This is a genomic window from Sphingobium sp. KKT206 (assembly GCF_055640555.1).
On record NZ_CM145764.1, the window covers coordinates 649,872 to 671,091 of the forward strand.

Annotated in this window: 18 protein-coding genes; 7 read left to right on the forward strand and 11 right to left on the reverse strand. The window is 61.8% G+C overall.

Features of this window, described 5'->3' with window-relative positions; genetic code table 11:
* Positions 1 to 4: 4 nt before the first annotated feature.
* From ACZ2HM_RS03140 to ACZ2HM_RS03155, 4 genes are all read right to left on the reverse strand, one after another.
* Positions 5 to 271: a hypothetical protein gene (locus tag ACZ2HM_RS03140; protein WP_470426221.1), complete on the reverse strand. Its 267-nt coding sequence runs from the start codon at positions 269 to 271 to the stop codon at positions 5 to 7.
* Positions 272 to 385: 114 nt separating this feature from the next.
* Entirely contained in the window at positions 386 to 715 is a 330-nt protein-coding gene (locus tag ACZ2HM_RS03145; protein WP_470426222.1) for a hypothetical protein, read from the reverse strand.
* Positions 716 to 902: 187 nt separating this feature from the next.
* On the reverse strand, positions 903 to 1,640 hold the full coding sequence (locus tag ACZ2HM_RS03150; protein ID WP_470426785.1) for a DsbC family protein: 738 nt from the start codon (positions 1,638 to 1,640) through the stop codon (positions 903 to 905).
* A gap of 38 nt (positions 1,641 to 1,678) precedes the next feature.
* On the reverse strand, positions 1,679 to 1,948 hold the full coding sequence (locus ACZ2HM_RS03155) for a hypothetical protein (RefSeq protein ID WP_470426223.1): 270 nt from the start codon (positions 1,946 to 1,948) through the stop codon (positions 1,679 to 1,681).
* A 605-nt stretch (positions 1,949 to 2,553) separates the two neighbouring features.
* Between ACZ2HM_RS03155 and ACZ2HM_RS03160 the strand changes: the two genes are divergently transcribed.
* Positions 2,554 to 2,976: a helix-turn-helix domain-containing protein gene (locus ACZ2HM_RS03160; protein ID WP_470426224.1), complete on the forward strand. Its 423-nt coding sequence runs from the start codon at positions 2,554 to 2,556 to the stop codon at positions 2,974 to 2,976.
* A 559-nt stretch (positions 2,977 to 3,535) separates the two neighbouring features.
* On the opposite strand, the gene ACZ2HM_RS03165 is transcribed toward ACZ2HM_RS03160, so the two are convergent.
* From ACZ2HM_RS03165 to ACZ2HM_RS03180, 4 genes are all read right to left on the reverse strand, one after another.
* Entirely contained in the window at positions 3,536 to 3,838 is a 303-nt protein-coding gene (locus ACZ2HM_RS03165) for a MarR family transcriptional regulator (protein WP_470426225.1), read from the reverse strand.
* 185 nt (positions 3,839 to 4,023) lie between these two features.
* Positions 4,024 to 4,329 (reverse strand): hypothetical protein, encoded by a 306-nt coding sequence (locus tag ACZ2HM_RS03170; protein WP_470426226.1) that lies wholly within the window; start codon positions 4,327 to 4,329, stop codon positions 4,024 to 4,026.
* A 172-nt stretch (positions 4,330 to 4,501) separates the two neighbouring features.
* Entirely contained in the window at positions 4,502 to 4,849 is a 348-nt protein-coding gene (locus ACZ2HM_RS03175; RefSeq protein WP_470426227.1) for a hypothetical protein, read from the reverse strand.
* Positions 4,850 to 4,913: 64 nt separating this feature from the next.
* A complete protein-coding gene (locus tag ACZ2HM_RS03180; RefSeq protein ID WP_470426228.1) occupies positions 4,914 to 5,600 on the reverse strand; it encodes a helix-turn-helix transcriptional regulator in 687 nt (228 codons plus the stop codon).
* Between the two features lie 366 nt (positions 5,601 to 5,966).
* On the opposite strand from ACZ2HM_RS03180, the gene ACZ2HM_RS03185 reads away from it, so the two are divergent.
* Positions 5,967 to 6,344 carry an RNA polymerase sigma factor gene (locus ACZ2HM_RS03185; RefSeq protein ID WP_470426229.1) on the forward strand — a complete coding sequence of 126 codons (378 nt, stop codon included), beginning with the start codon at positions 5,967 to 5,969 and terminating at the stop codon, positions 6,342 to 6,344.
* Between the two features lie 66 nt (positions 6,345 to 6,410).
* Positions 6,411 to 7,334 (forward strand): HEPN domain-containing protein, encoded by a 924-nt coding sequence (locus ACZ2HM_RS03190; protein ID WP_470426230.1) that lies wholly within the window; start codon positions 6,411 to 6,413, stop codon positions 7,332 to 7,334.
* Between the two features lie 222 nt (positions 7,335 to 7,556).
* On the opposite strand, the gene ACZ2HM_RS03195 is transcribed toward ACZ2HM_RS03190, so the two are convergent.
* Genes ACZ2HM_RS03195 through ACZ2HM_RS03205 form a run of 3 tightly spaced genes read right to left on the reverse strand, consistent with a single transcriptional unit; the run spans position 7,557 to position 13,052 of the window.
* Complete coding sequence (locus tag ACZ2HM_RS03195; protein ID WP_470426231.1) at positions 7,557 to 9,782, reverse strand: DEAD/DEAH box helicase; 2,226 nt, start codon at positions 9,780 to 9,782, stop codon at positions 7,557 to 7,559.
* Positions 9,763 to 11,046 carry an ATP-binding protein gene (locus ACZ2HM_RS03200; protein ID WP_470426232.1) on the reverse strand — a complete coding sequence of 428 codons (1,284 nt, stop codon included), beginning with the start codon at positions 11,044 to 11,046 and terminating at the stop codon, positions 9,763 to 9,765. The genes ACZ2HM_RS03195 and ACZ2HM_RS03200 overlap by 20 nt, the downstream gene beginning before the upstream one ends.
* Positions 11,043 to 13,052: a tellurite resistance TerB family protein gene (locus ACZ2HM_RS03205; RefSeq protein WP_470426233.1), complete on the reverse strand. Its 2,010-nt coding sequence runs from the start codon at positions 13,050 to 13,052 to the stop codon at positions 11,043 to 11,045. Before ACZ2HM_RS03205 ends, ACZ2HM_RS03200 begins: the two co-directional genes overlap by 4 nt.
* 573 nt (positions 13,053 to 13,625) lie before the next feature.
* On the opposite strand from ACZ2HM_RS03205, the gene zorA reads away from it, so the two are divergent.
* From zorA to ACZ2HM_RS03225, 4 genes are read left to right on the forward strand one after another with little or no spacing between them, the layout of a single operon-like run.
* Positions 13,626 to 15,608 carry an anti-phage ZorAB system protein ZorA gene (zorA, locus tag ACZ2HM_RS03210; RefSeq protein ID WP_470426234.1) on the forward strand — a complete coding sequence of 661 codons (1,983 nt, stop codon included), beginning with the start codon at positions 13,626 to 13,628 and terminating at the stop codon, positions 15,606 to 15,608.
* A 5-nt stretch (positions 15,609 to 15,613) separates the two neighbouring features.
* Entirely contained in the window at positions 15,614 to 16,324 is a 711-nt protein-coding gene (locus ACZ2HM_RS03215) for an OmpA/MotB family protein (RefSeq protein ID WP_470426235.1), read from the forward strand.
* An 8-nt stretch (positions 16,325 to 16,332) separates the two neighbouring features.
* The gene (locus tag ACZ2HM_RS03220; protein ID WP_470426236.1) at positions 16,333 to 17,994 is read left to right on the forward strand and encodes an EH signature domain-containing protein; all 1,662 of its coding nucleotides are present in this window, start codon (positions 16,333 to 16,335) and stop codon (positions 17,992 to 17,994) included.
* A complete protein-coding gene (locus ACZ2HM_RS03225) occupies positions 17,955 to 21,212 on the forward strand; it encodes a DEAD/DEAH box helicase (RefSeq protein WP_470426237.1) in 3,258 nt (1,085 codons plus the stop codon). The genes ACZ2HM_RS03220 and ACZ2HM_RS03225 overlap by 40 nt, the downstream gene beginning before the upstream one ends.
* Positions 21,213 to 21,220 lie beyond the last annotated feature (8 nt).

The following is a 21,220-nucleotide window of genomic DNA, read 5'->3' on the forward strand; positions in this document are numbered from 1 at the left end:
AATCTCACTCGTAAAAGCGGATCTGGGTGGGCCCCGGGTAATGGGGCAGGCGCAGCAGGCCCCAGCGCCACGCAAGATGCGGCATGAAGCCGCGCGGTTTGGTGCGCTTCCAGGGGATGAAGAGGAGAAGGGCGCCGACCAGGCACCAGCCCGCATAGCCACCCAGGATGACGGCGACGAAAACGGTCGATACCACGACGATGAACTCCTGCGCGTCGAACCAGAGGATCTGGACCGGCTTGTGCAGGAATTGCGGAAGTCTCTCGTCCACGTCCTTCTCCCTTGCTTCATCACGCGATCAAGCGTGATTTCCAAAGGGCGCCATTGCCCTCCGGCCGACCCGGCCCGACGATGAAAAGGGCTCGGGTTTTCGTGTTCGGATCGCTCAGATGAGCATCCCGAAGGTGCGCAGGATCGAGTCCGCCTTGATGAGACAGACCGCCGCCACGATGGTGGGAATGCCGATCATGATGTTGGAAAAGAGGCGCGACACGCCAAAGAGAAAGGCTGCGACCCCGCCGACAAAGCCGAGGGGACCCTTGACGCCCTTGTTCACGACGATGTCGTAAATGTCGTAGCCAAGGTCGGTCGTGGTGGGTGCCTTGAAGGCATGGGCTGCGCTGGCAAGCAGCGTGCCCAGAAGCAAGGCGAGAAGCGCGTCGCCGATCGCGAAGCGATAGGCAAAGAGGCGGTCGATCAGATAATATTTGCGCATGGGGTTACTCCGGTGAAATGGGACCCGTCCGAACGAGAGGGTGCCGGCATCGACTTTGAGGATCGCTGTCGGCTAACGACCTGACCGGACGGCTCCAGGCGAGCCAGGACGTCGGCATTTGGAACCCGGCCCGGCGCACGGGGCGCTTGCTGCCAGGAGGCCCGCCAAAGGAAGGGCGGCAGATCGGTCAGGGGGAAGCCTGGGATCTGCGTTTCTCGTCGAGAAAGGCCTCGATTTCGGCCTGTTGGAAGCCCGAGAGCATCTTGCCCTCGAGGAACAGGGTGGGCGTGCCTGATATGCCCAGGGCCTTGACAGCTTCGGCGTCGGCGGCGACCTTGTCGGCGCCCGCCTTGCATTGCAGCAGCACGTCTGGTGTTTGCCCGGCATAGAGGGCGCGTTGCGCTGCCTCCGGGTCCGGCGAGCAGAGGATATGTTCGGCTTTGGCGGCTGCCTGCGGGTGGATGCCGCTCACGAAATAGAGGAGCCGCCGAACCCGCTTTCCTTCCGTCGCCTTTGTCTGCCAGAACCGATCGAGGGCCCGGCAATAGGGGCAATCGGGGTCGGTGAATTCTATAACCACTGGCGCATCGGTTGGTCCGATCGCGAGCGCCTTGGCCGGATCGATGGCGGCAAGGCGGCGGCGTGCCAGCTCCTCTTGCGCAAGCGCGGTCATATTGACGCCGGCACGATCGTAGACCGTTGCGAACAGGATATGTTCGCTTTCCGGCGCATAATAGAGGATCCGGCCTCCAGCGTTGGCCTGATAGATTGGCCCCTTGATGGGGGACGGCCTGAAGTCCTCGAAGCTCAGATTAGTGAAATTCTGCCTCAGGCTTTCTTCGGCCTGGCGCGCGGCCTGGGTGAGCAGCGCAGTGTCGTTCTGTTCTGCGGCAAGCGCGGCTGCCCCTGTGAGATTGATGGCCATGCCGATGGCAAACGCGCGCAGGGATAGCGATACATGTCTCACGGGCGGCCTCCAATGGTGGGCAGGGGATGCAGGGTGCCGGGCAAGCGGTCGAGGAAGACGCCGATGCCGAGCGGGACGAGATTACCCCGCAGGCTCTGAGGTTCTGGCGCGCGCGTCACGATGATGAAGCCGGCGGCTTGGGTCTGGCGCACGACCGCTAGGGGGGCAGGCGATGTCACGATGCTGGGGACCATTATTTGGGCAGAAGGCGTCGCGCTCAGCCCGGCCGCGTTTAACAGGGCCACCGGCCCCAGGATCATGCTCATGGTCTAGCTCCCTATGGTTCATGCGGCACATGTGCGTGCCTGGATCGGCGGCGGTGGAGGCGCTGGGACCGGTCATCATGCCGGTTCCATTTCGTTGCCTTCCGCCTGGCGTCTGAGCCTTGGGTGCTGCCTGACGCGTGCCTTCGCAACGGGTGGGGAAGTGAAGTGCCGGAAGGAGGAAGCGGAGTTCCGGAAACCGGCATTCCAGTTCCTCAAACCGGCAGTGAAGTGCCGGTTTGGCAGGGACGCTGGCGCGCGGCGCGCGCTGGATCACGAACCATAGTATCGAGAATCGGTGAAGGAGCGGATCGAGAGCCTATCCTTATGGGCGCTGGCAGCCGCAAGATGGACATCTTGAGGATGATTGGGACGGCTGTGTCCGTCCTCGCACCAGGCCGTATATCATGTCTCGATCCGGCAGTCCTGGGATGGCGGTGCGGAAGGATATCAGCCTGTCATGATAAGCAACTGGACCTCAGTTTTGCGTCAAATAGTCTCGATTTCGAGAGTGAATGGGTTTGACCTGCAGCTGCAATGACAGCAAATTTTCCTGATCGGGGTTATGCATTTGAATTTCTTTGAGCCAGTGTCAGGGAGACCTGCACATGCCGCCTCAAAGCTCATCGGCGCTCGACGACGCCGAGACCTTCGCGTTGATCAAGATGCTGTCGGGCAGGCGCATCGAGCAGCGCCGTCGGCGCGAAGGGATTTCGCAGCCGCAGCTGGCTTCCGCTATCGGCCGCAGCGAACGCTGGATCCGCGAAATGGAGGCTGGGATACCCACCGCCACGATTGAAGATCACATCCGATGCGCGCATTGGCTTGGTCTGTCGACCACGCATATTTTCATACCGCTACTGTGCCTCGAACATGGGATCGCCGTCCCGCGCGAATTGCTGGCCAATGACGACCTGTGGGGCATAGAGGAGCCCTGCCTCGACATCATAGTGCGTGAACAAGCAAGTGCGCAACGGCGCCGGGCCGCGCGATCGATCCGGGGCAGGGGGAAGGGCGCGTCCGACCAGTAAAGATATGCAGGAGATGCTTTGAGATGCGCCAGGGCCATTGCAGGCCGTCGTTCGGTGTGCAGAAGGATATGCGCTTCCCCACCCGATGCACCCCAACTTCTAAAGACTGGTCATCTCGTCCATGAGTCCGTCGAGTGCCTGTCGCGCTTTCATGGTGAGACTGACCGTCTTGCGGCGGTGATCGCGAGGGTCGACGATACAGACCGCAACGCCGTGCCGAACCAGAAGCGCTGCATGTCTATGAGCGCTGGCCCGAGAGGCATCGCTCTCGATGCTGGACTGGCATAGCGCACGGCCTTCGAGCTCAGCGGCATACAAAACCAACAACATATCGAGGAGCGGGGGGCCGCGAAGCGCCTCACCCAGGATCCTGATAGCCCCGCGCCGAAGCCGGATCAGCGCGCGACAACGATTAAGACGCGTCAGCCTCTCTGATGACGCGGGGCCGGCCGCAATCATAGAGCCCGTAGCTGTGCAAGTCGGCCGGCTGGTACCGGGAATCGCGCACCGATGCGGGCCTGTGAGCGCGCTGTCCACAAGATGACGCTCAGACCGCCGCTCAGCTGTCGAGATCCGTCGCATCGCTACCGCGAAGGTAAAGCATGATACTAAGCAAGAGAGCGTTGATCCGCCGATGGAGATTGTCTTCAATCGAAAGGAAGAAACGCCGACCATCGGCCGGGTCTGCTGTGCGCATGATGATGCCCTTCCTTGTCAATTCGGCCGCGATGCCCAGCGCCGTGCTGCGGGGGATCCCTTCGATCAATCCGATGTCGGTGACGGCGGTTTTGCGCCCCTCCTCGATCGCAACGAAGAGCTCGAGCAGTATCTGCCATTCTCCCGGTGAGAAATGTTCCTCCAACAGACGGTGCCGCAACTGTTCTGCCCGGATCAGTTGTCGAGCAAAGGCAACCGTCGCTGGCGCTGCGATGGGCCCAGCGTCCACTCAGCTTCTCCATGGCGCTGGGAGGCGAGGCGCCTGGCGCACATCGGGGCGCATTGCCGGCGAAGTTTCATCGTGCGTCCTTGCGCATCTCGCCGGCCGGCTCAGCCCGCTGTCGTCGAAGCCTTTGCAATTGGATAGCGCTGCCACGTAACATAGGCGAGCTGGGCGAGGATGAACCACGACCAGAGCTGCTCGCTCACGGCGAAGGGGACCGCGATATGGGCATTGCGCAATAGTGGTCCGATATGCGCGAGGACGGACAGGAGCTGCGCTGCGGTTGTCCAGATCGGCCAGAAGCGATCGCTTTTGATCATGACCGCCACAAAGATCGCCAGCATGATGACATCGATCACAAAGACGCCCGGTTCGCTGCCCTGCCAGAGTTCGGATGTCTGATCGATCAGCATAGCAGACAATAGTGATCCAAAGATCACGGTTGTCGCAACGACCTTGGCCGATGGATCGCCGCGAAGAAGCGCGTAGCCACAGGCCCCGGCCATGAGCAATGCAAACAATAGCGCCATGACGTGACTTGTTTACCGGCAGGGGCCTGTGGTCAAGCAAGGGATGAGGCCTTTCTTAGGCTGCGTGATTGGTCACCACATGCAACTCGGCATGGGTCGGGCAGCCGGTCAGGCTGCCAAAGCCCTTTTCCGTGATCCGAAGGTCATCCCGGGTCGCTGCGAAAGCGGCATGAGCCGCGAGAATTTCACCGCGGGCCTGGGCGATCGAGTTCAAGGAGGCGAGCACCCGCATCATTGCGTCATGTCCAGTGGAGACGGGCAGTCGAGCGGCGGTCCTAGCTTCGGGCAGGAACGCAAGCAGCCTTGCGGTCTTGGCAAAGCTGTCGTCGATCGCCGCTTCGATCGGCGCGATACGGTCCGCCACTCCATGGGCGGCGGCGTGCAGGGCATGTGCGTTGAGCATAAGGGTCTCCGTGCGCAAAATCGGGGCGCATTATTTGTGAGCCAGAAATGTTGGTGAGGTGCGGTCAGGAACCGCTGATGAAGAGATGCTGGAGGCTGACCAGGACGTCCTGGAAGCCGATGCAAAGCAGCGCCAGCATCATCGCAGCTGCGAGCAGACAGGCGGCCACCGGCAAGACCAGCGCAATCCTCGCCCAGGTCGAGAGACGATTGTCGGGCGCCGCGCGCGTCTTGAACGGCCATGGGGTGAGCCGATCAGACGGTTCGACCGTGACCGGCAATGCCGGTTCGGGGCTGTCCACCCTGTTGTCGTCCCCTGCGCCATCGTCCGTTCCCGTCACGGTTGCGGCTCCAGTTGAGGGGGTAGCGGGCTGGAAGGGAATAGTAGAAAGTTGATATGAAGAAAGACTATATAGGCCAATCTGCTCTTCATAGCGCACGAGCCACTTGGCGGCTGCGCGGCTGTTGAGCGTGCCCAGGATCCTGCGGCACTGCGTGAGGCGCTGATTGACAGTCGACTCGGCTATGCCAAGTTCCTGCGCGATCTCCTTGATCTGGAGATGCAGATACAGACGCAAAGTGTCGCGCTGGGCCTCGGTCAGCCGCCCATATTTTTCCAAGCTCATGGGCAGTGAGTATGCCGACGCTGCATATGCGAAGAAATAAGAAATATGACAAATTTGCGACAACGTGCTGCGTGGGACGATATTTTCGCAATGGTCGAAAGGGTTTGGACGGCTTGCAGCCGACATGCGCGCGTCGCCAATAGCGCCCGGAATGCGCTTTGCGCCATATGCTTGGTTGCGCGATCGTTCGCCGTCGCAGCACCTTTGTCTCCCGACTTCGTGATCTGATCCGGCTTCAACGTAGCAAAGTGCGTTCACCCTAAATCCTGCACGAGAAAGATATGCCGAGCTGGCACCAGGGCTCGATCGGCAAGGGGAGGGGGAAAGGAAAAATGGGGGTTGCAGGCAAACGCCCCCCTCAATCTTTCCCTCTGGAGTCTTGTTCCAATGTCGCAGTCATCAGCACTGGCGCTTCTGTGCGCCGCGCGAAATCTCATCGCACGCTTTCCCCTCTGGCGTCTGACAGCATCGGATCGGGCAGGGGTTAGGGACATGGTTGCCCGAATCGACGAGTTGCTCAAAGCAGCGGAAATCGTGGATGTTTCGGTTGAACGCGCGGTTGGGCTGCCATCCCACTGGCAGGAGACGCCCGACGTTCGGCTAGACGATGGACCGATGGTCCGCGCCAATTCCCAAGGATTTTGGATAAGCGCGTGGCTTCTGGTAGGTCCTGCTCGCGAAAGCCCGACGACGGAGCAGGTCGAGGATGCCTTGGCCTTACTGCCGGTCATGGCTCGCGAGGTCTACATGTTGCATCGCGTCGAAGGCTTGGCGCTCAAAAACGTGGCACGGCGGCTAGGCTTGCGCTTGGAGGAGGTCGAACTGCAGCTGAGCGAGGCGCTGCGATGCCTCCACCGCTTGCTGTACTAAGAATGCGAGGCCGCTCGATCCGTTCTTGAACGGCCGCGCGCGCGGCGTCATAGATGACGGGGACTTATGAAGACAGATCTCTCCCATCTCCCGCAGGCAAAGCAGCGCGAACTTGCGCGAATCGTCCGGTTTATCTTCGAGGAATTTGCGGATACGATCGTCATGGCGGAGGGAAAGCGCAAAGCGGGTCGGATCCTCAAGGTCATCCTTTTTGGGTCGCATGCGCGGGGCGACTGGGTCGATGAGCCGCATACGGCCAAAGGCTATGTATCGGATTATGATCTGCTTATCATCGTGAACCAGCAGGGCCTGACCGATCTTGATCTATGGCACAATGCCGAGGAGCGATTGATCCGGGAGACCCAGATCACCAAGGTATTGCGGACGCCGGCCAATTTCATAGTGCACAGCCTCAAAGAGGTGAACGATGCGTTGGCTCAGGGGCGTTTTTTCTTCATGGATATCGCCCGCGACGGGATTGCGCTCTATCAGTCGAGTGAAACGGAACTACATCGGCCCAAACCGAAGGAGCCGGGCGATGCGCTGGATATGGCGCAGGAATATTTTGATGAGTGGTTTCCGACGGCGGCTCAGTTCTTTCGCCAATATCAGCATGCCCACGCCGATGGCGCGCCTAAAATCGCGGTTTTCGATCTGCACCAAGCAGCGGAGCGGATGTATCACTGCGTTCTTTTAGTGCTGACCTATTACACCCCCCACCGCCATAACATCGCTTTTCTAAGGTCGATTGCTGATACGCTGGATGCAAGGCTTGTTGATGTGTGGCCTCGGAATGATCGTCGGTCACGGGCACTGTTCACGAAACTGCGCGATGCTTATGTGAAAGCGCGGTACTCCAAGCATTATGCGGTCACCACGGAGGAACTGGAATGGCTCGCTGAGCGCGTCCAAGAGCTCAGCAAAGTCGTGAATCAGATATGCTCTGAACGGATTTCAGAGCTTCAGCGCACGGCAGGTGTGGTTAGGTAAGCGATTTTCTCAAACTGACGTGACGTGACGGATGTGTGGCAAGGCCGCAGCGTCCAAAAGTGGGACATTCGCGACAGTCCGGTTTCGGATAGCGATCCGAGGAATGCGGACGTTCATGATGGAGGTGATGATGACCTCTGCCGCCGATATTGCGGGCGCCAAACATCTTTTCGGTATTCCCTATGCCGGCTAAAAGCCGCTTGTTGCAGGCAGGGTCAGCATTCAGTGTTCGAGACGAGTTGTCGCTGATCTGAGATTCTTCAGAACATGGGTGACGTCATCACGATATCTTGCGTTCCGGGTCGCCCATAGCCGCCGCAGGAGCGCTTCATCGACGAAGTCGTCGAGCTTCGCTGTTCGGAGGCCCGCGACGAAGTCCGATAGATCCTCCATAGGTGGGCAATCGCCCGCTTGACGTAGAACTGAAGCCAGTTGCTCAGGTGTGACGTCCACTGCGGTCACGCCGACGTCGTGGACAGCGACCTCGATGCCTGCGCTCATGAGAACGATCGACAGCACCGAATTTACAGCCGTACCGCGCCAGGTGATGACATGGGTGTCGCGCGCCGCTGGAAGGAGTGCGCGCCGATCAAGGCCGAGTTCGCGGAATGCAACCCGCCCCTGCAGAAGGAACTCCTTTCCGGTCGCGTCGAGGTATGCCGGGACCTCGTGCTCGGACAGCACCTCCAACATCGTCGCAGTGACGCGGTCATGCAGCTGCTCGTTCGCGGGTCGGTCGAAACGGGGCAGCTTGCCGGATCGATGGGGAACGACGTCGAGCACCTTGGCGCGGTCGTCGACCACTTCCACCCGCCACCTCCGCCCTGCGAAGCCGACCAGCGATCCTATTCCGAGGACATTGGTGAGCGGAACGGTTCCGAGTGTCCGACCGCTTGAAATTAGGCGCCATTCCTCGTCAGTTTTGAAGACCGCATAGAAGTCTCGCGCTTGGACCAATTCCTCTCCGGTCTTCCCAAGCATAAGGATCCCGTCTGGCGATTGCTCGAGAAGGTCGGAGCCCTGGGGGCCGGCTCCTCGCAGGAGGTCGGCGTAATCCGCAGGCGCGAAAGCTAGGTAGCTGTCCTGGCCGAACAGGAGCTTGTGCGCAGCGGCTGCTCGGACCCCGCCCTGCGATGCAATGAGTGACAGGGTCTGATGCAGCGCCACCGTAGCGAGCGAGGAGTCCTCAGTTGATGGCTCGACCCAGTTTGCCTGCAGGAGCCGGACGCAGGCGACAGCCCTCACCGTTTCCAGCCGCAACTTGTCCAGAGGATCAGAATCCGGATCGAGATGATCCTCGCGGACATAGATCCGAAGCACTGCCGGGGTTCCGCGGCGACCGCTCCGGCCAAGACGCTGCTTCAGACTTGAAAGCGATCTGGGCGCCCCCACCTGTGCGACCGACTGGACACTGCCAAGATCTATGCCGAGCTCGAGCGTCGTCGTCGCTACGGCGGTGGTTGGCTGGTCGCCGGCCTTGAGGCGCGTCTCAAGCGTCTCGCGCAGCTCTTTTGAAAGACTGCCGTGATGGGGAAAAAACTCCTTCGGCACGTTGTCGCGCTCCGACCGCTCGCGCAGACGGTCGGCAAGGGCCTCGACCGTGCGGCGTGATGCAGCGAACGCGAGATTGTTCGATCCGCGCAGGTTTGAGAAGATATGGTCGGCAATCTGGCTGAGCGCATCGCTCGCACCATTATCTGCGATCTCATCGATCGCTGTTCCCTCGGGCGGCTCCTCATAGCCGCGAATCTGCAGCCTGACACCCGGACCGGTTTGCGGCGCGCGAAGCACATCGACGCTCAGTGGGTTTGCCGCGTTCATCCATCGACAGGCGGCGTCGGCATCGCCAAGCGTGGCGGAGAGCCCTACTCGTCGCGGGCGGCCGGACGCTATCCTGTCGAGGCGACGGAGAAGGGACGCCAGGTGCAGCCCGCGCGGTCCTTGCAGAAATGCATGGAGCTCATCGACGACGATCCCATGCACGCCACGAAACAGCTTCCCGGCATCAGCGGGGCGACGGAGGAGAAGCGCCTCGATAGATTCAGGCGTAATCAGGGCTACGCCGGCTGGCGTTTTGAGCAGCCGCGTCTTCGGTCCCTGCGGCGCGTCCCCATGCCAACGGGTAATCGGCAGGCCCAGACGATCGCACAGCGGTTCCAAGCGCCGAAACTGGTCGTTGATGAGAGCCTTGAGGGGACTGATGTAAAGGAGGCGAAGGCCATCCCCCGTCATCTCGGCTGCTTCGGTTAGCAGCGGCAGGAACGCGGCCTCGGTTTTGCCCGACGCCGTGCCCGCCATGATGATCACGTCGCTATCTGACCCCAGGATCGAGCGGATCGCGGTGTCCTGTATCTCACGCAGGCCGGTCCATCCCTCGTCGCGAACCCAGCGGCGGATTTGAGGATGGAGCCGATCATAAGAAGGGAGGTCAGATGCGGAGATCGACAAGTTCGTCGTCCGCCTCTGGCTCCTCGGGCTCCTCCCTGTCAGGCGATACCGCGCCGATCAGTTCGTGCCAGTGCGTGTCGGGGTTCTGCTCAAGGACCGATAGGAACTGGACGAACGCCTTGATCGTGTTTCGGGGTGTGCGGAAGTAGGCTTCGCCGATCCGCTTGTTGCAATGCTCCATGAACGCGGTCTTAGCCTCGTCGGGCACGATAAAGGCCGACGCGTCTCCGAGTGCGAAAACCGACCTGATGTTCCCTAGAAGCACGAGGAGATCTTCGGGCGAGAGGCTCTGCAGCCGTATCACTGGGCCGCTGAGGTCGATCCGCCCCTCGGTTGCGAAGCTGTTCTCCTCCAGACGCGACTGGAGCGCCTTGTAGCTGTAGAGGCCGCGTCGGCTGTCGAGCAGAAATTCTGGCGTTCCCCCGAACACGAAGCCGAGCCCTTCGACATTGCCCTGCAGGACGTCGTTGAGCATCCTGAGAAGCTGCTCGTAGTTCTGGTTTCGCGCCTGGGAGCTCTGGAGCTTGTAGAGGTTGACCATCTCGTCGAACACCACGAGCAGTCCAGAATACCCGGCTACACGGACGAATGCGGAGAGCAGTTTGAAGGTGTCGTAGACGTCAGCGTCGTCGATGATGCTGCGGACGGGAAGGGCCTGCCGCGCTTCTGTCTTGGTCGGGTATTCCGCTCTGAGCCAGCGAATCGAGGCCGCCTTCAGGCTGTCGTCCCCATCCTCGTGAGCGCGCCAGTAGGTCTTGAGCACTGTCGAAAAGTCGTGCCCGCCGAGCATTTCCAGCAGAGGTGTGAGGCGCCGGTCGATGACGCGCTCGACAGGCGATCCGCCGTCCTCGGCTTCGCGGACGCATTCCGTCACAAAGCGTTCAACGATGCTGGGAAGCGCGCCGCCCTCCGGCTTGGTGCGCGTGGCCATGTTTCGGACGGCCTCGGCGTAGAGGCCGCGAGCCTGCCCTCCGGTAGCGTGCAGCCTGCGATCCGGAGCCAAGTCAGCATGGATCGTCACGCATTTTCGTTCGAGCGCGATGAGGCGCACGAGGTTAAGGAAGAAGGTCTTGCCAGCCCCGTAATCGCCGATGACGAAGCGCACCGCCGATCCGGCGTCCGCGATACGGTCGATGTCGCGCACGAGCGCGCCGACCTCCTGTGAGCGTCCCACTTGGATGTGCTGGAGGCCTATCCGCGGCACAACGCCGGCGGAGAGAGCCTGAATGATGAGGTCCCGATCCTTGCGTCGGATTGTGCTCAAGCGGCAACTCCCATTGGTTCAATTTGATCAATGACTTCGGAGGAGACGCGCACGTCGTCGTCGTCCTCGACTATGGGCTCGCCGAGGGTGTCGAAGCCCCATTCGTTGAGAGTCTCGATGGCTCCGTCCGGCATCAGGCGCAGCTCAGTCGCGAGCGCGTCGAAGTCGATTCTAGCCATGGGTCCGGAAAGGAGACGAACGAGAAGGTCGGAATGCGGGCCATCCAAGCCATCGAAGGTGGATGCGGTGGCCTTTTCCTTGGGCGGCGGAGCGGGGGCCGGTTCGGGTTCGTCCTCGACGAAGATGGACGCGAGCATGGCGGACACCTGCGTCGTCTCGCCCCTGATCCTCTCGAGCCGCGCGATGTCGATGGACAGGCCAGATCGCTTCGGTTCATCTGGCAGTGGCACTGTTCGCTCGTCGATGGCCGATACCACTTCGACCGGTCCGACATCCTCGCCGCTACGATGCAGCGCCGAATAGAGCGCGCTTGCGGGAAGTCCGAGGGCGGCGTGGAGGGCCTCGAGAAATCTTACCTCGTCCGGCAGGACACGACCGTCCGCCAGCACCGCCTCGACCGCCGAGGCTGCAAGCGCCGCCCGGCTCTCCGGCGCGACGTCCGCCAGCTTCTTCAGCGCTGCGCGGACCTTTGGCGGATCCGCCGCAAGCGCGCGCCCGCAAGCGAGGAGCCGGGTGATCTCATCGTCCGTGAGTTCGGGTGTCGAGCGGAGCCGGCGCTCGATTGCGTCCATCTCCGATGAGGTGACTGTCCCGTCGGATATTGCGGCCAGCATGGCGACCTCGACCATTCCGCGGGCAGCTGCATACGGTCCACGGTCGGGATCGACCGCCCCGCCAAGACTTGCTGGGAACAGAGCGATGCGCCCGTCTGTCCTCAGAGCGGCAGCCGGACCGTAGCGACGATCCGGCTCGAACCCGAGATCGAGTGCATCGAGGGCGACGCCGATTTGTCGGACGGTTGCCGCCGGGAGCTTCTCGGCGCCGGTTTCCAGCTCTAGACCAAGCACGCGAGCCACATCGACAACTGCCGCGAGACCACTGACTGTGGAAAGGTCGAGAGCGCTCCGACATTCGGCGAAGGACAACCGCCCCCGCCGCAGTTCAAGCGGTAGCAGGAGGTCGCCGCGCAGCGTTCCACGCGACGTCGGATCGCGACCCAGGAGTCGGCTGTAGGTCGAGAGATCCTCGATGCAGCCGTCAAGTATCGTGCGGAGGCCTGCAAGCGGTGCCTGCGTCCCAGAAATGTCAGGAAGGTCCATTGCGACCGGGGTGGAGAAGGTGCTGCTGGCCGAATTATACTGGGACCGGATCTTGGCCTTGGGCCGCCGGACCCGAAGGCCTTCCGTGTTGCGGACGGCGAACCGCACGCGCCAGAGTTCGAGGAGCTCGGCGAAGCACCGTTGTCCCGGCGTGCGGAGATATACGTCAGGGAGCGAGAGCACCCAAAGCAGGCAGTCGTCCGCGTCGAAGGGCTCATTGCGTTCGATGCGGGTGCCCAGCCGCACGCGCACGTTGAGTGGCAGCTCCATTTCGTAGTTGTGTGGCGGAGCGGAAGTGATCGGATCGTCGCTTACCTCGCCGTAAAGGCAGGAGAGTGCCAACAGCTTCGAGGCATAGGCGGCGAACGAGTAGTCCTCTCCATGTATCGCGAGGAGACGCCGGACTTCCTCGAAGATCGCATGGGCCTCCTCCTTGGCTTCATCTACCAGCAGGCGCTGCTCCAGGCCGTAGAAGAATACGAAGACGTAGCCGATTGGAACGGTGGGATCCGTTCGGCCAGCTTCCAGCCAGTCGAGGTAGGTCCAGCGCGCACGCGGGTCGAGCCGGTCGTAGCTCTGCCAGTATGTGAGGGTGTCGCCCGAGCGATCTCCTCGGGGATCGATCGGAAGCGTGGGATCGATCCGGCTCTTGTCACGGGCGGGGTCATGCCGGCCAGGAGTGCCATAGTAGACCATGTCGACGGCGACGTTCCGCGTCCCCACCATGACTGATGTCGCCTTGTCGACCCAGCAGGCGGGAGCGCGTTGTCCCTTAGATGTCAAAGGGGCTGGCTGTGAAGGTCGAGCGGGAGCAATGGCAACCGTCGGCGCTGCCGGCTTGGTCATCCGTTTGGCGTAGTCGGATGCCTGCTCGAGCGTCGAGAACGAATATCCACCGAATAGGTATCGGCCGTTGGCGCTCAGGCTGATGCCTGGTGGCGCCCTATCGAAATTCGTCGGCGGGGTGGGCGCAGCCGCTAGGGTGAGGGCGGTCGCTCGTGGATGCGGAGTCGAAGTCGGCGCATCGGTGTCAGAGGCCGGGACGCCAGACATCATCTCGCCGAATCGGCGCCCGACTCTAGAGAGCCAACCTTCTGACTGGGCCATCACTCTTCCCCCCAATCCAGGTATACTGTCGCAAAGTCGTGCGGATTGCCAGAGGCTTACGCTTCCCAAAAAGTGGCAAGCTGATCTGAATCAGTCGATGTTAGCCGTAGAATAATAAATGCAGATATAGCAGCATGACGCGTCGAGCCGCCCGTGCGTGGGAATCATGGGAGTTTCTCGGCGGTTGGGGGAATGAGCGAAATGACGTTGTTCGGAATTCCGGTGATACCGGTGCTTGTGTCTGTGATTCTCGTTGCTCTGGCGATCGCATTTTTCCGGTATTTCTTCATTCCCGCGAATCGGCTCGACGCCAACCTCAAGCTGATCATCGCGAACGTGGAGGCTGCGCGAGCAAAGGGCCTGAACGACCTTTCCAAGTGCTTCGAGCCAGACCGTGCGATCGCGGCCATCTTCAACGAGTATCGCGAGACGCTCCATGTCCAGAAGGATCTGGACGTCCAGACTGGCGAGATGGTTGTGCGCGCCATCCGCTCGACGGTGCCCGCGGAGATGTTCCTCTCGCCACACGCCGTCGTGGACAACCGCGTCCACGCTGAGTTCTTCAAGCATCTTCCCGGCATTTTCACCGGCATCGGCATCATCGGGACCTTCACCGGTCTACTAACCGGCTTGAGCTCCTTTCAGATCTCGGATGACTCCGGTGTGGTCCGGAACAGCCTGACCGCCCTGCTGCATGGAGTCAGCGAGGCCTTCATCGTCTCGGCCTTCGCGATCATCCTCGCGATGTTCACTACCGGCCTCGAGAAGTTCCGGCTGAATAGCCTCTACCGCAAGGTGACGCAGCTCGCCCACGAGATTGATGCGACCTACGAGGCAGGCGCGGGCGAGGAGTATCTTGCCCGGCTGGTCAACTCCTCGGAGGACGCGGCCAGTCAGACCAAGATCCTGAAAGACGCACTTGTTGCCGACCTAAGAGAAATCCTCACCGAACTCGCGGACCGACAGATCAACGCGACCGTCCAGCGTTCCAACGAGCTCGGGACCACCATCGCGGGTGCCCTGACCGAGGCACTCAAGGGGCCATTGGACCAGATCGCCGGCGCGGTCGGCCAAGTCAGCCAGGATCAGTCCTCCGCAGTGACGAAGCTCCTGACCGACGTGCTCGCCAGCTTTAGCGACCGCCTCGAGAACATGTTCGGCACCCAGCTGTCCGGCATCGGCGACATGCAGCAGCGCACTATCGAAGCGATGCAGACGGCGGTCTCTAAGCTGCAGGACCTGACCGACAACGTGGAAGCGGCCGGAACGCGGGCTTCCGACGCGATGTCGACAAAGCTCCTTGAGGTCGTCCAGGCGGTGGAGGCAAAGCAGGCAGCGATGTCGGAGGAGCTCCGCACCGTGATCGAAGAGATCCGATCGTCGACGGGCGAGATGCAGGAAGCTACCCAGACCCGCGTTCAGGGCATGCTGACTGCCCTTGGCGAAGGCATGGCACAGGCGATCTCGGCGATCGAGAGGCAGGCTGCGGACCGCTCGAGGCTGCAGGCGGAAGAGGACGGCAGGCGTGCCGAGGCGGCGGCTGGCCATGTCGGGCAGATGCGTGAATCCGTCGGCACGATCTCGTCCAATGTGGATAGCCTTGTGGAGGCGATCCGGGAGATGACGGTGGGCGTCCAGACCGCGACGCGAGATGCATTCGTCCGGCTCAACGGCGGGGCCGACACGCTTCTTGCCGCCGCGAACAAGCTCGAGAACTCGGGTCGCGAAGTCGTTGGGGGCTTCGACCGGATTGCGAACGTCACAACGGGCCTTTCCGAAGCGGCTGGCAGCGTTGCCGGAGCAGCGAGGGGGCTCGATTCTGTTGTGGCAGATTACCGCTCGGCGCGGGACGCCGTTGCCACCATGGTTCAGGATCTGCGCGCAACTGTCGAGAATGCGTCCCGTGAGGCAAGCCTCACGGCGGATGTCCTCGGTCGAATCGAGGGCGCCACGCAGAAGCTCGTCGCAGCGCAAACCGAGGCGGACGGCTTCCTCGACGAGGTTGCCGATGTCATCGGCCAGTCGCACGAGAAATTCTCGGAGGGCATGCGCGGTGTCGTCGTCGAGGCGAACCGCGAGTTTCACACCCAGCTTTCGCGTGCCACTGGCATGCTCAAGGAGGCGATCCAGGAGCTGGAGGCGTCTCTTCCATCCTCCGGCCGGCAGGCGGCGTGATCTGAATGTTCCAGCGTGTGACCATGGGGCATCGGGGTCGCGAGGAGGGCGAGAAGCCCTTCTGGATCTCGTTTGCCGATCTCATGACCGCCCTGATGGTGCTCTTTCTGCTCGTGATGAGCGTAGCGCTCCTAGCGGTCACCCGCACCATCTCGGAGCGCGAGCAGCTTGAAGCCGAGAGGCAGGCGGAGATCGTCAAGCTGCTGGACCGCATCGACCAGGCTGCGAAGAAGCAGGGTATCCGTGTCGATCGGAACCGCGCCGTCATCGACTTCGGCGACCGCGCCCGCTTTGACTCGGCAAGCAACGCGCTCAGTCCGGAACAGGAGCAGCTCCTTCGGTCCTTCGTTCCCGAGGTGCTTGCTATCGCCCGGGACAAGGGTGGGCAACGATGGCTGAAGCGGATCGTTGTCGAAGGGTTCACGGATCGCAGGGGTAGCTATCTCTACAACCTGAACCTCAGCCTCCAGCGCAGCCAGCGGGTTCTTTGCGCCCTAATGTCCCGGCCGCAGGCAGGGGAGCGGCCCATGGATCGGCGTGAGCTGGAGGAGATACGCAGGCTCTTTCTCGTCGGCGGCTATTCCTCGAACTCTGCGAAGGCATCGCTGGATGCTAGTCGGCGCATCGAGCTCCGCCTCGAATTCTTCGGAGTTGATGAGCCTGTGGCCGCGCCAGCTAATGCGTTTGAAGGCGAGTTTGGCACATGCGCCCTCTGAGCCCGAGGATGACGAAGCTGCAGCAGCGGCTGACCGACGTCGGCGCTGCGGTGTTACGAGATATGCCGGAACCGGATCTCCGGGTTCTGAGGGGGCATGTGCAGTCGCTCCAGGCGATGCTCAGCGGAACGGGGGCGGGTGCCGGTGCTTCGAACGATCGCATCCAGACGGAGCTTGTGAGGTTCCGCGAGACGGGGAAGCTCCATGATGTTCGGTCTGCACGTCTTGTGAGCTGGGGCACCCGTCTACGATCGGTGGGCCAGCCTGCCCTAATCGAGGACGGTGAACGGTTCGATCCGCTCCTCAGCGAGATCGACTCCTTCCGAACGATGCCTCGGCCCTACAGGCGATGCTGGCGCGGACTCTTGGATGGCTACGTGAATTACGACCCCGGTAGCGCTCGTGGCGCTGGTGACCGAAATTGGCGGGTCCTTAGGGAGTATCTGAACGACAACCTGCCGCAGCTCGAGCGCTCCGGGCAGGCACCGGATTGGCTCGCCGCGATCGACGACCACGCCAATCTGCTGACCGAAGACCCCTGCACCCGATATGGCGCCGAACTGCTGACCGGGGAGGGTGATCCTCTCGAGGTCCTTCGCCGCGATCTTTCCGCCGGCGATACGTCATGGATCGGACAGCGAATATTCGAGGCGCAGATCGAAGCCGCGGTGAGGTTCGATGACCGGAAGTTTCGTGATGTTCTCCCGCGCGTCATCGGATTGATTGAGGAGCATGATGTGCTTGCTGATCAGGGGCTCTCCCGGGTGCTTGACCGCTATTCCGAATGCGCGTCGATCAACGTTGATCTGGCGCTCTGCGAGACGTCTGTCAGCCGGTGGGGCAATCCGTGGCTTGAGCGGAGCGATACGCTCTGGACGTTGGTCCGTCCGAATACGAGGAGAATGGTGTCCTCCTGGCACAAGCTCCGGCTGATCGAGGACTTTTTCAACCTGCTCTCTGCCGACGGGATCAACGACCAGCGGCGCATCAACTTCTGGAAGCGCTACGTCGATCAGATCAGCGACATGCACTTCGCGCTTGGCGACGCCGCCGATCGCGATCCGCGCCCGAGCTTCAAGGCACTCCGGCAGATGATGAAGGGGCGCAAGCTGACCCTTGCGAGCGGGGGCGCATCAAGCAACAACGCCTTTATCATGCGCATCGCGGGCCACGTCTATGTGGAGTTTGGAGAGGAGGGCAATGCGATGTTCGCCTTCGACGCGGCGAAGCTGCCATTCGACCTGTCGAAGTTGCAGGTGGCCGGCAACAAGACGGCGCTGAAGCACCCGAGCAATGTCGCGCGCATCATCCACAAGGATGGAGCCGGTGAGCGGTGGGAGCGTAAGGCCGACCGTCTCATCGCTTCCCTCTCATCCGCAAGAGGTGGCCCACAGGCTGGTCACGTTTCGCCGTCTTACGGCGCACGTCCTTCCGCCCCTCCACAGCCCAGTGCAATGTCTTCTAGATTATCATCGACAGCTTCAAGCGTCGGCAGCGATGCTGAGCTCTTCGCCTTCCTCGTCAAGCACGGCATCAGGACTGCCGATTCACGCGAAAAGGGAGGTTCGCTCTGGGCCTACGCACCGCGTTCGGGTCCCGCGGCAAGCGAACTCACCCGTAGGAACTTCGCGTGGGCAGAGCGCCGTGGCGCCTGGTATCTTCGCTCATGATCTGGGGCAGGAAGAAGGCCAAGCCGAAAGTCGCTCAGGTGGCCGCGCCATCGCCCGTCGTCGAGGACGGGGGCATACTCCTGCCCATTGGCGGTGAGCTGACGCCGGAGTCGAAGGCCGCAGCTGCACTCCTCGACCAGTTGGCCGACGAGGGGCTCGCAGAGCGGGTCGATGGTGGTCATCGCTTACAGTGGGCGCAGCTATTCGTGCTCCTTGAAGACGAGGAAGCCGCAGGCGAGCTTGAGATACTGCATCTTCCACCGCCCACCAGAGCGGTTCCGAAGATCGTGAGCCAAAACTCGCTGACGGACCGCGACTTCTCGGTCGCAGTGGATGGCTGGTTCGATGTTGACCGCCGACCGATATCCGGCGCCAAGCTGAAGGGCGGTGCGCTCGAAGCAGACGGCGGCCTTCAGCTTGTTTCTCCTAGAGTGTGGAGTTTGCTGAAACACATTCGGTGGTTCGCCCGTCGGCCAGACGAAGAGCGCAACGAAGCCGATCAGCGTCGCGCCTGGGGAGGGATCCGTCAGTTGGCGGTTGCGGCCGGGGCATCGCTTGATGACTTCCTCTACCGGACGGTGGTGCTAACCCCGGACCGATTGCAGATGGCGCTTCGTCGTTCGGAAGGACTGGGGCTGGTAGAGGTCGAGCCGTGGTTCGAGGGCGCGCCTGCCGACTGGCTCGAAGCGTTCGACAGGTCGGGGCAGGTGCGTGATCGATACGACCTGCCTACGCCGGACGGAATAATTCAGGTGATGATCTCGCCCGAGGTCGGGACTGTTCTGCGCGAGGTCAAGCGCATGCCTGGTCGTCGCGTTGCTGGCGAGCGTGCCGAGGCTTTTCTCCTTAACCCGATCGCGGCGCTCGGACCAGACGCGGCCGCAGTCATCGACGAGCATCAGTTCGAGGAGGCCAAGCAGAAGGCGGGCATCATGTTCGAGCGGTTTGCCGCCGTGACGCCGGAGACCCATGGTGAGGGTGCCTTGGGTCTGCTCGTCACGAGTGGGGCAGACAAGGCGATCGAGACGCGCGAGGTTATGCTCGAGGAAGGCGACGTGATCGAGTTCGTCGAAGGCGTCGAGCGAAACCTTGATCGCGGCCTTCAGCTATTCGCCTGGGACGAATATGAGTTCGAGCTCGACGGCGACAGCAGGCTGCATTGCGAAGCCCTTCGTCGGGCGCTCGGCCGTCGTGAAGACGGCGTCATCACGCATGGGCAGGTCTACGACCTCTCAGGCTACTCGGAGCGTGTCGAGGGCATCGGCCAGGAGAAGTCCTTCTACTCCCCACACATCGCCAAGCGCGACGACGGGGAGGGCTGGTTCCCCGAGAACCTGGTTCCGATGATCGGATGGACCGATCCGGAAACCGACCAACCCTGCATCCTACCGCTGACAGACGAACTGTCGGCAGAGATGCGTGAGGGGCTGGAGAGCGCAAAGGCAACCGGAGCATCGTCGGTTCCTTTGACAGGGTGCCCGACGCCCATCCCGGTCCGTGAGGCCGAGGCCATTGTATCCACCTTCGGACAGGTGAAGAACCAGGCTGCGAAGGGGACATTCAAGCCGGAAGCTCCTACGCGCCGCAGCAAGAGACCTACGCTGATCCTCAAGAGCAACATAGGACAGGTTGATTACAGGGAGGAGCGGATTGCCGCGCTCGCAGAGAAGCCCGCTCCAGCCAGGCTTCCATCCAGTCTCCGTCCCGGCGTCGCGCTGAAGAACCACCAGCTTGAAGGGCTGGCTTGGATGCAGCACCTTCTGGCGCTGGCACCCGACAAGTGTAGGGGCGCCCTGCTGGCCGATGACATGGGTCTTGGGAAGACGCTTCAGATACTCAGCCTGGTAGCCCGGGCTAGAGAAGAAGACCCCGAAACCCCACCGGCACTTGTGGTGGCGCCTCTCTCTCTTCTCGAGAATTGGAAGGAGGAGGCGGAGAAATTCCTGGAGCGCGGGACACTGAAGATCCTGACGGCCTATGGCGAGGGCCTCGATGGTCTGCGCGTCGATCGGGCCTCGGTCGATGAGCAGCTCCGCCGAGAGGGCCTGGTGCGGTTCCTTCGCCCGGACTGGCGCGGCGATGCCGACCTCGTCCTCACGACCTATGAGACGCTCCGCGATCTCGAGTTCTCGTTCGCGCGCGAGAAGTGGTCGGTGATGGTCTGCGACGAGGCGCAGAAGATGAAGAACCCGAACGCGGCGATGACCCGGGCTGCCAAGAAGCAGCAGGCAAAGTTCCGTATCGCCTGCACCGGGACGCCGGTCGAGAACAGTCTGGTCGATCTGTGGTGCCTGTTCGACTTCGTGCAACCTGGCCTGCTCGGCGCGCTGAGCGAGTTCGGTGCGACATACCGTCGGCCGATTGAAGCGAAGAGCGAGGACGACAGGGCCAAGGTCGAGGAGCTTCGGGGCGTCATCACGCCCCAGCTGCTCCGACGCATGAAGGCAGATATTGCGACCGACCTGAAGGCGAAGGTCGTGGACGAGTCCAGCCGAAATCTCGATATGAGCCCGTTTCAGCGCGGCCTCTACGTTGGCGCCATTGAGGTGTTCAGGCGGGCGGGGGCGGCGCCGGGGAGCCATCTGGCACTCCTCCACAAGCTAAGGCTATTGTGTTCGGACCCGGATGAGAGCGCCGGCAGCACCTATGATCCGGTCGACAAGTATCGGGCACGATCGCCGAAGCTCGATTGGCTGATCGAGATTCTTGAGGGGATCCGCGATCGAGAAGAGAAGGCGATCATCTTCTGCGAATTCAAGGCGATCCAGCGCCTGATCAAACATTACGTACAGGAGACGTTCGGCGTCCCCGTCAAGATCATCAACGGCGACACGACAGCTCTGGCGAGCGCCGTCGACAACCGGCAGAAGATGATACGGTCCTTCCAGGAGCAGCCGGGTTTCAGTGTCATCGTGCTGTCACCTGTAGCCGTGGGCTTCGGCGTTAACATGCAGGCGGCCAACCACGTTATCCATTTTACCCGGACCTGGAATCCCGCGAAGGAGGATCAGGCGACCGACCGGGCATACCGCATGGGCCAGACAAAGGATGTGTTCGTCTACTATCCCACCGTGTCTGCAGGAGACTTCAAGACGTTCGACGTGAAGCTGGACGAGCTTCTCGAACGGAAACGCTCGTTGGCGAGCGACATGCTTAATGGTAGCGGTGAGATCGGCCTCCGCGAATTCGACGTCGACGAGATACGCCCAGTTGAATAGGCGGCAGG

Bases quoted from the DNA above. Each gene is read 5' to 3' on its own strand.
- ACZ2HM_RS03145 (WP_470426222.1), bottom strand. From the start codon at position 715: ATGCGCAAATATTATCTGATCGACCGCCTCTTTGCCTATCGCTTCGCG.
- ACZ2HM_RS03150 (WP_470426785.1), bottom strand. From the start codon at position 1,640: ATGGCCATCAATCTCACAGGGGCAGCCGCGCTTGCCGCAGAACAGAAC.
- ACZ2HM_RS03155 (WP_470426223.1), bottom strand. From the start codon at position 1,948: ATGAGCATGATCCTGGGGCCGGTGGCCCTGTTAAACGCGGCCGGGCTG.
- ACZ2HM_RS03160 (WP_470426224.1), top strand. From the start codon at position 2,554: ATGCCGCCTCAAAGCTCATCGGCGCTCGACGACGCCGAGACCTTCGCG.
- ACZ2HM_RS03170 (WP_470426226.1), bottom strand. From the start codon at position 4,329: ATGCTGATCGATCAGACATCCGAACTCTGGCAGGGCAGCGAACCGGGC.
- ACZ2HM_RS03175 (WP_470426227.1), bottom strand. From the start codon at position 4,849: ATGCTCAACGCACATGCCCTGCACGCCGCCGCCCATGGAGTGGCGGAC.
- ACZ2HM_RS03180 (WP_470426228.1), bottom strand. From the start codon at position 5,600: ATGTCGGCTGCAAGCCGTCCAAACCCTTTCGACCATTGCGAAAATATC.
- ACZ2HM_RS03185 (WP_470426229.1), top strand. From the start codon at position 5,967: ATGGTTGCCCGAATCGACGAGTTGCTCAAAGCAGCGGAAATCGTGGAT.
- ACZ2HM_RS03190 (WP_470426230.1), top strand. From the start codon at position 6,411: ATGAAGACAGATCTCTCCCATCTCCCGCAGGCAAAGCAGCGCGAACTT.
- ACZ2HM_RS03205 (WP_470426233.1), bottom strand. From the start codon at position 13,052: ATGGTGGGGACGCGGAACGTCGCCGTCGACATGGTCTACTATGGCACT.
- zorA (WP_470426234.1), top strand. From the start codon at position 13,626: ATGAGCGAAATGACGTTGTTCGGAATTCCGGTGATACCGGTGCTTGTG.
- ACZ2HM_RS03215 (WP_470426235.1), top strand. From the start codon at position 15,614: ATGTTCCAGCGTGTGACCATGGGGCATCGGGGTCGCGAGGAGGGCGAG.
- ACZ2HM_RS03220 (WP_470426236.1), top strand. From the start codon at position 16,333: ATGACGAAGCTGCAGCAGCGGCTGACCGACGTCGGCGCTGCGGTGTTA.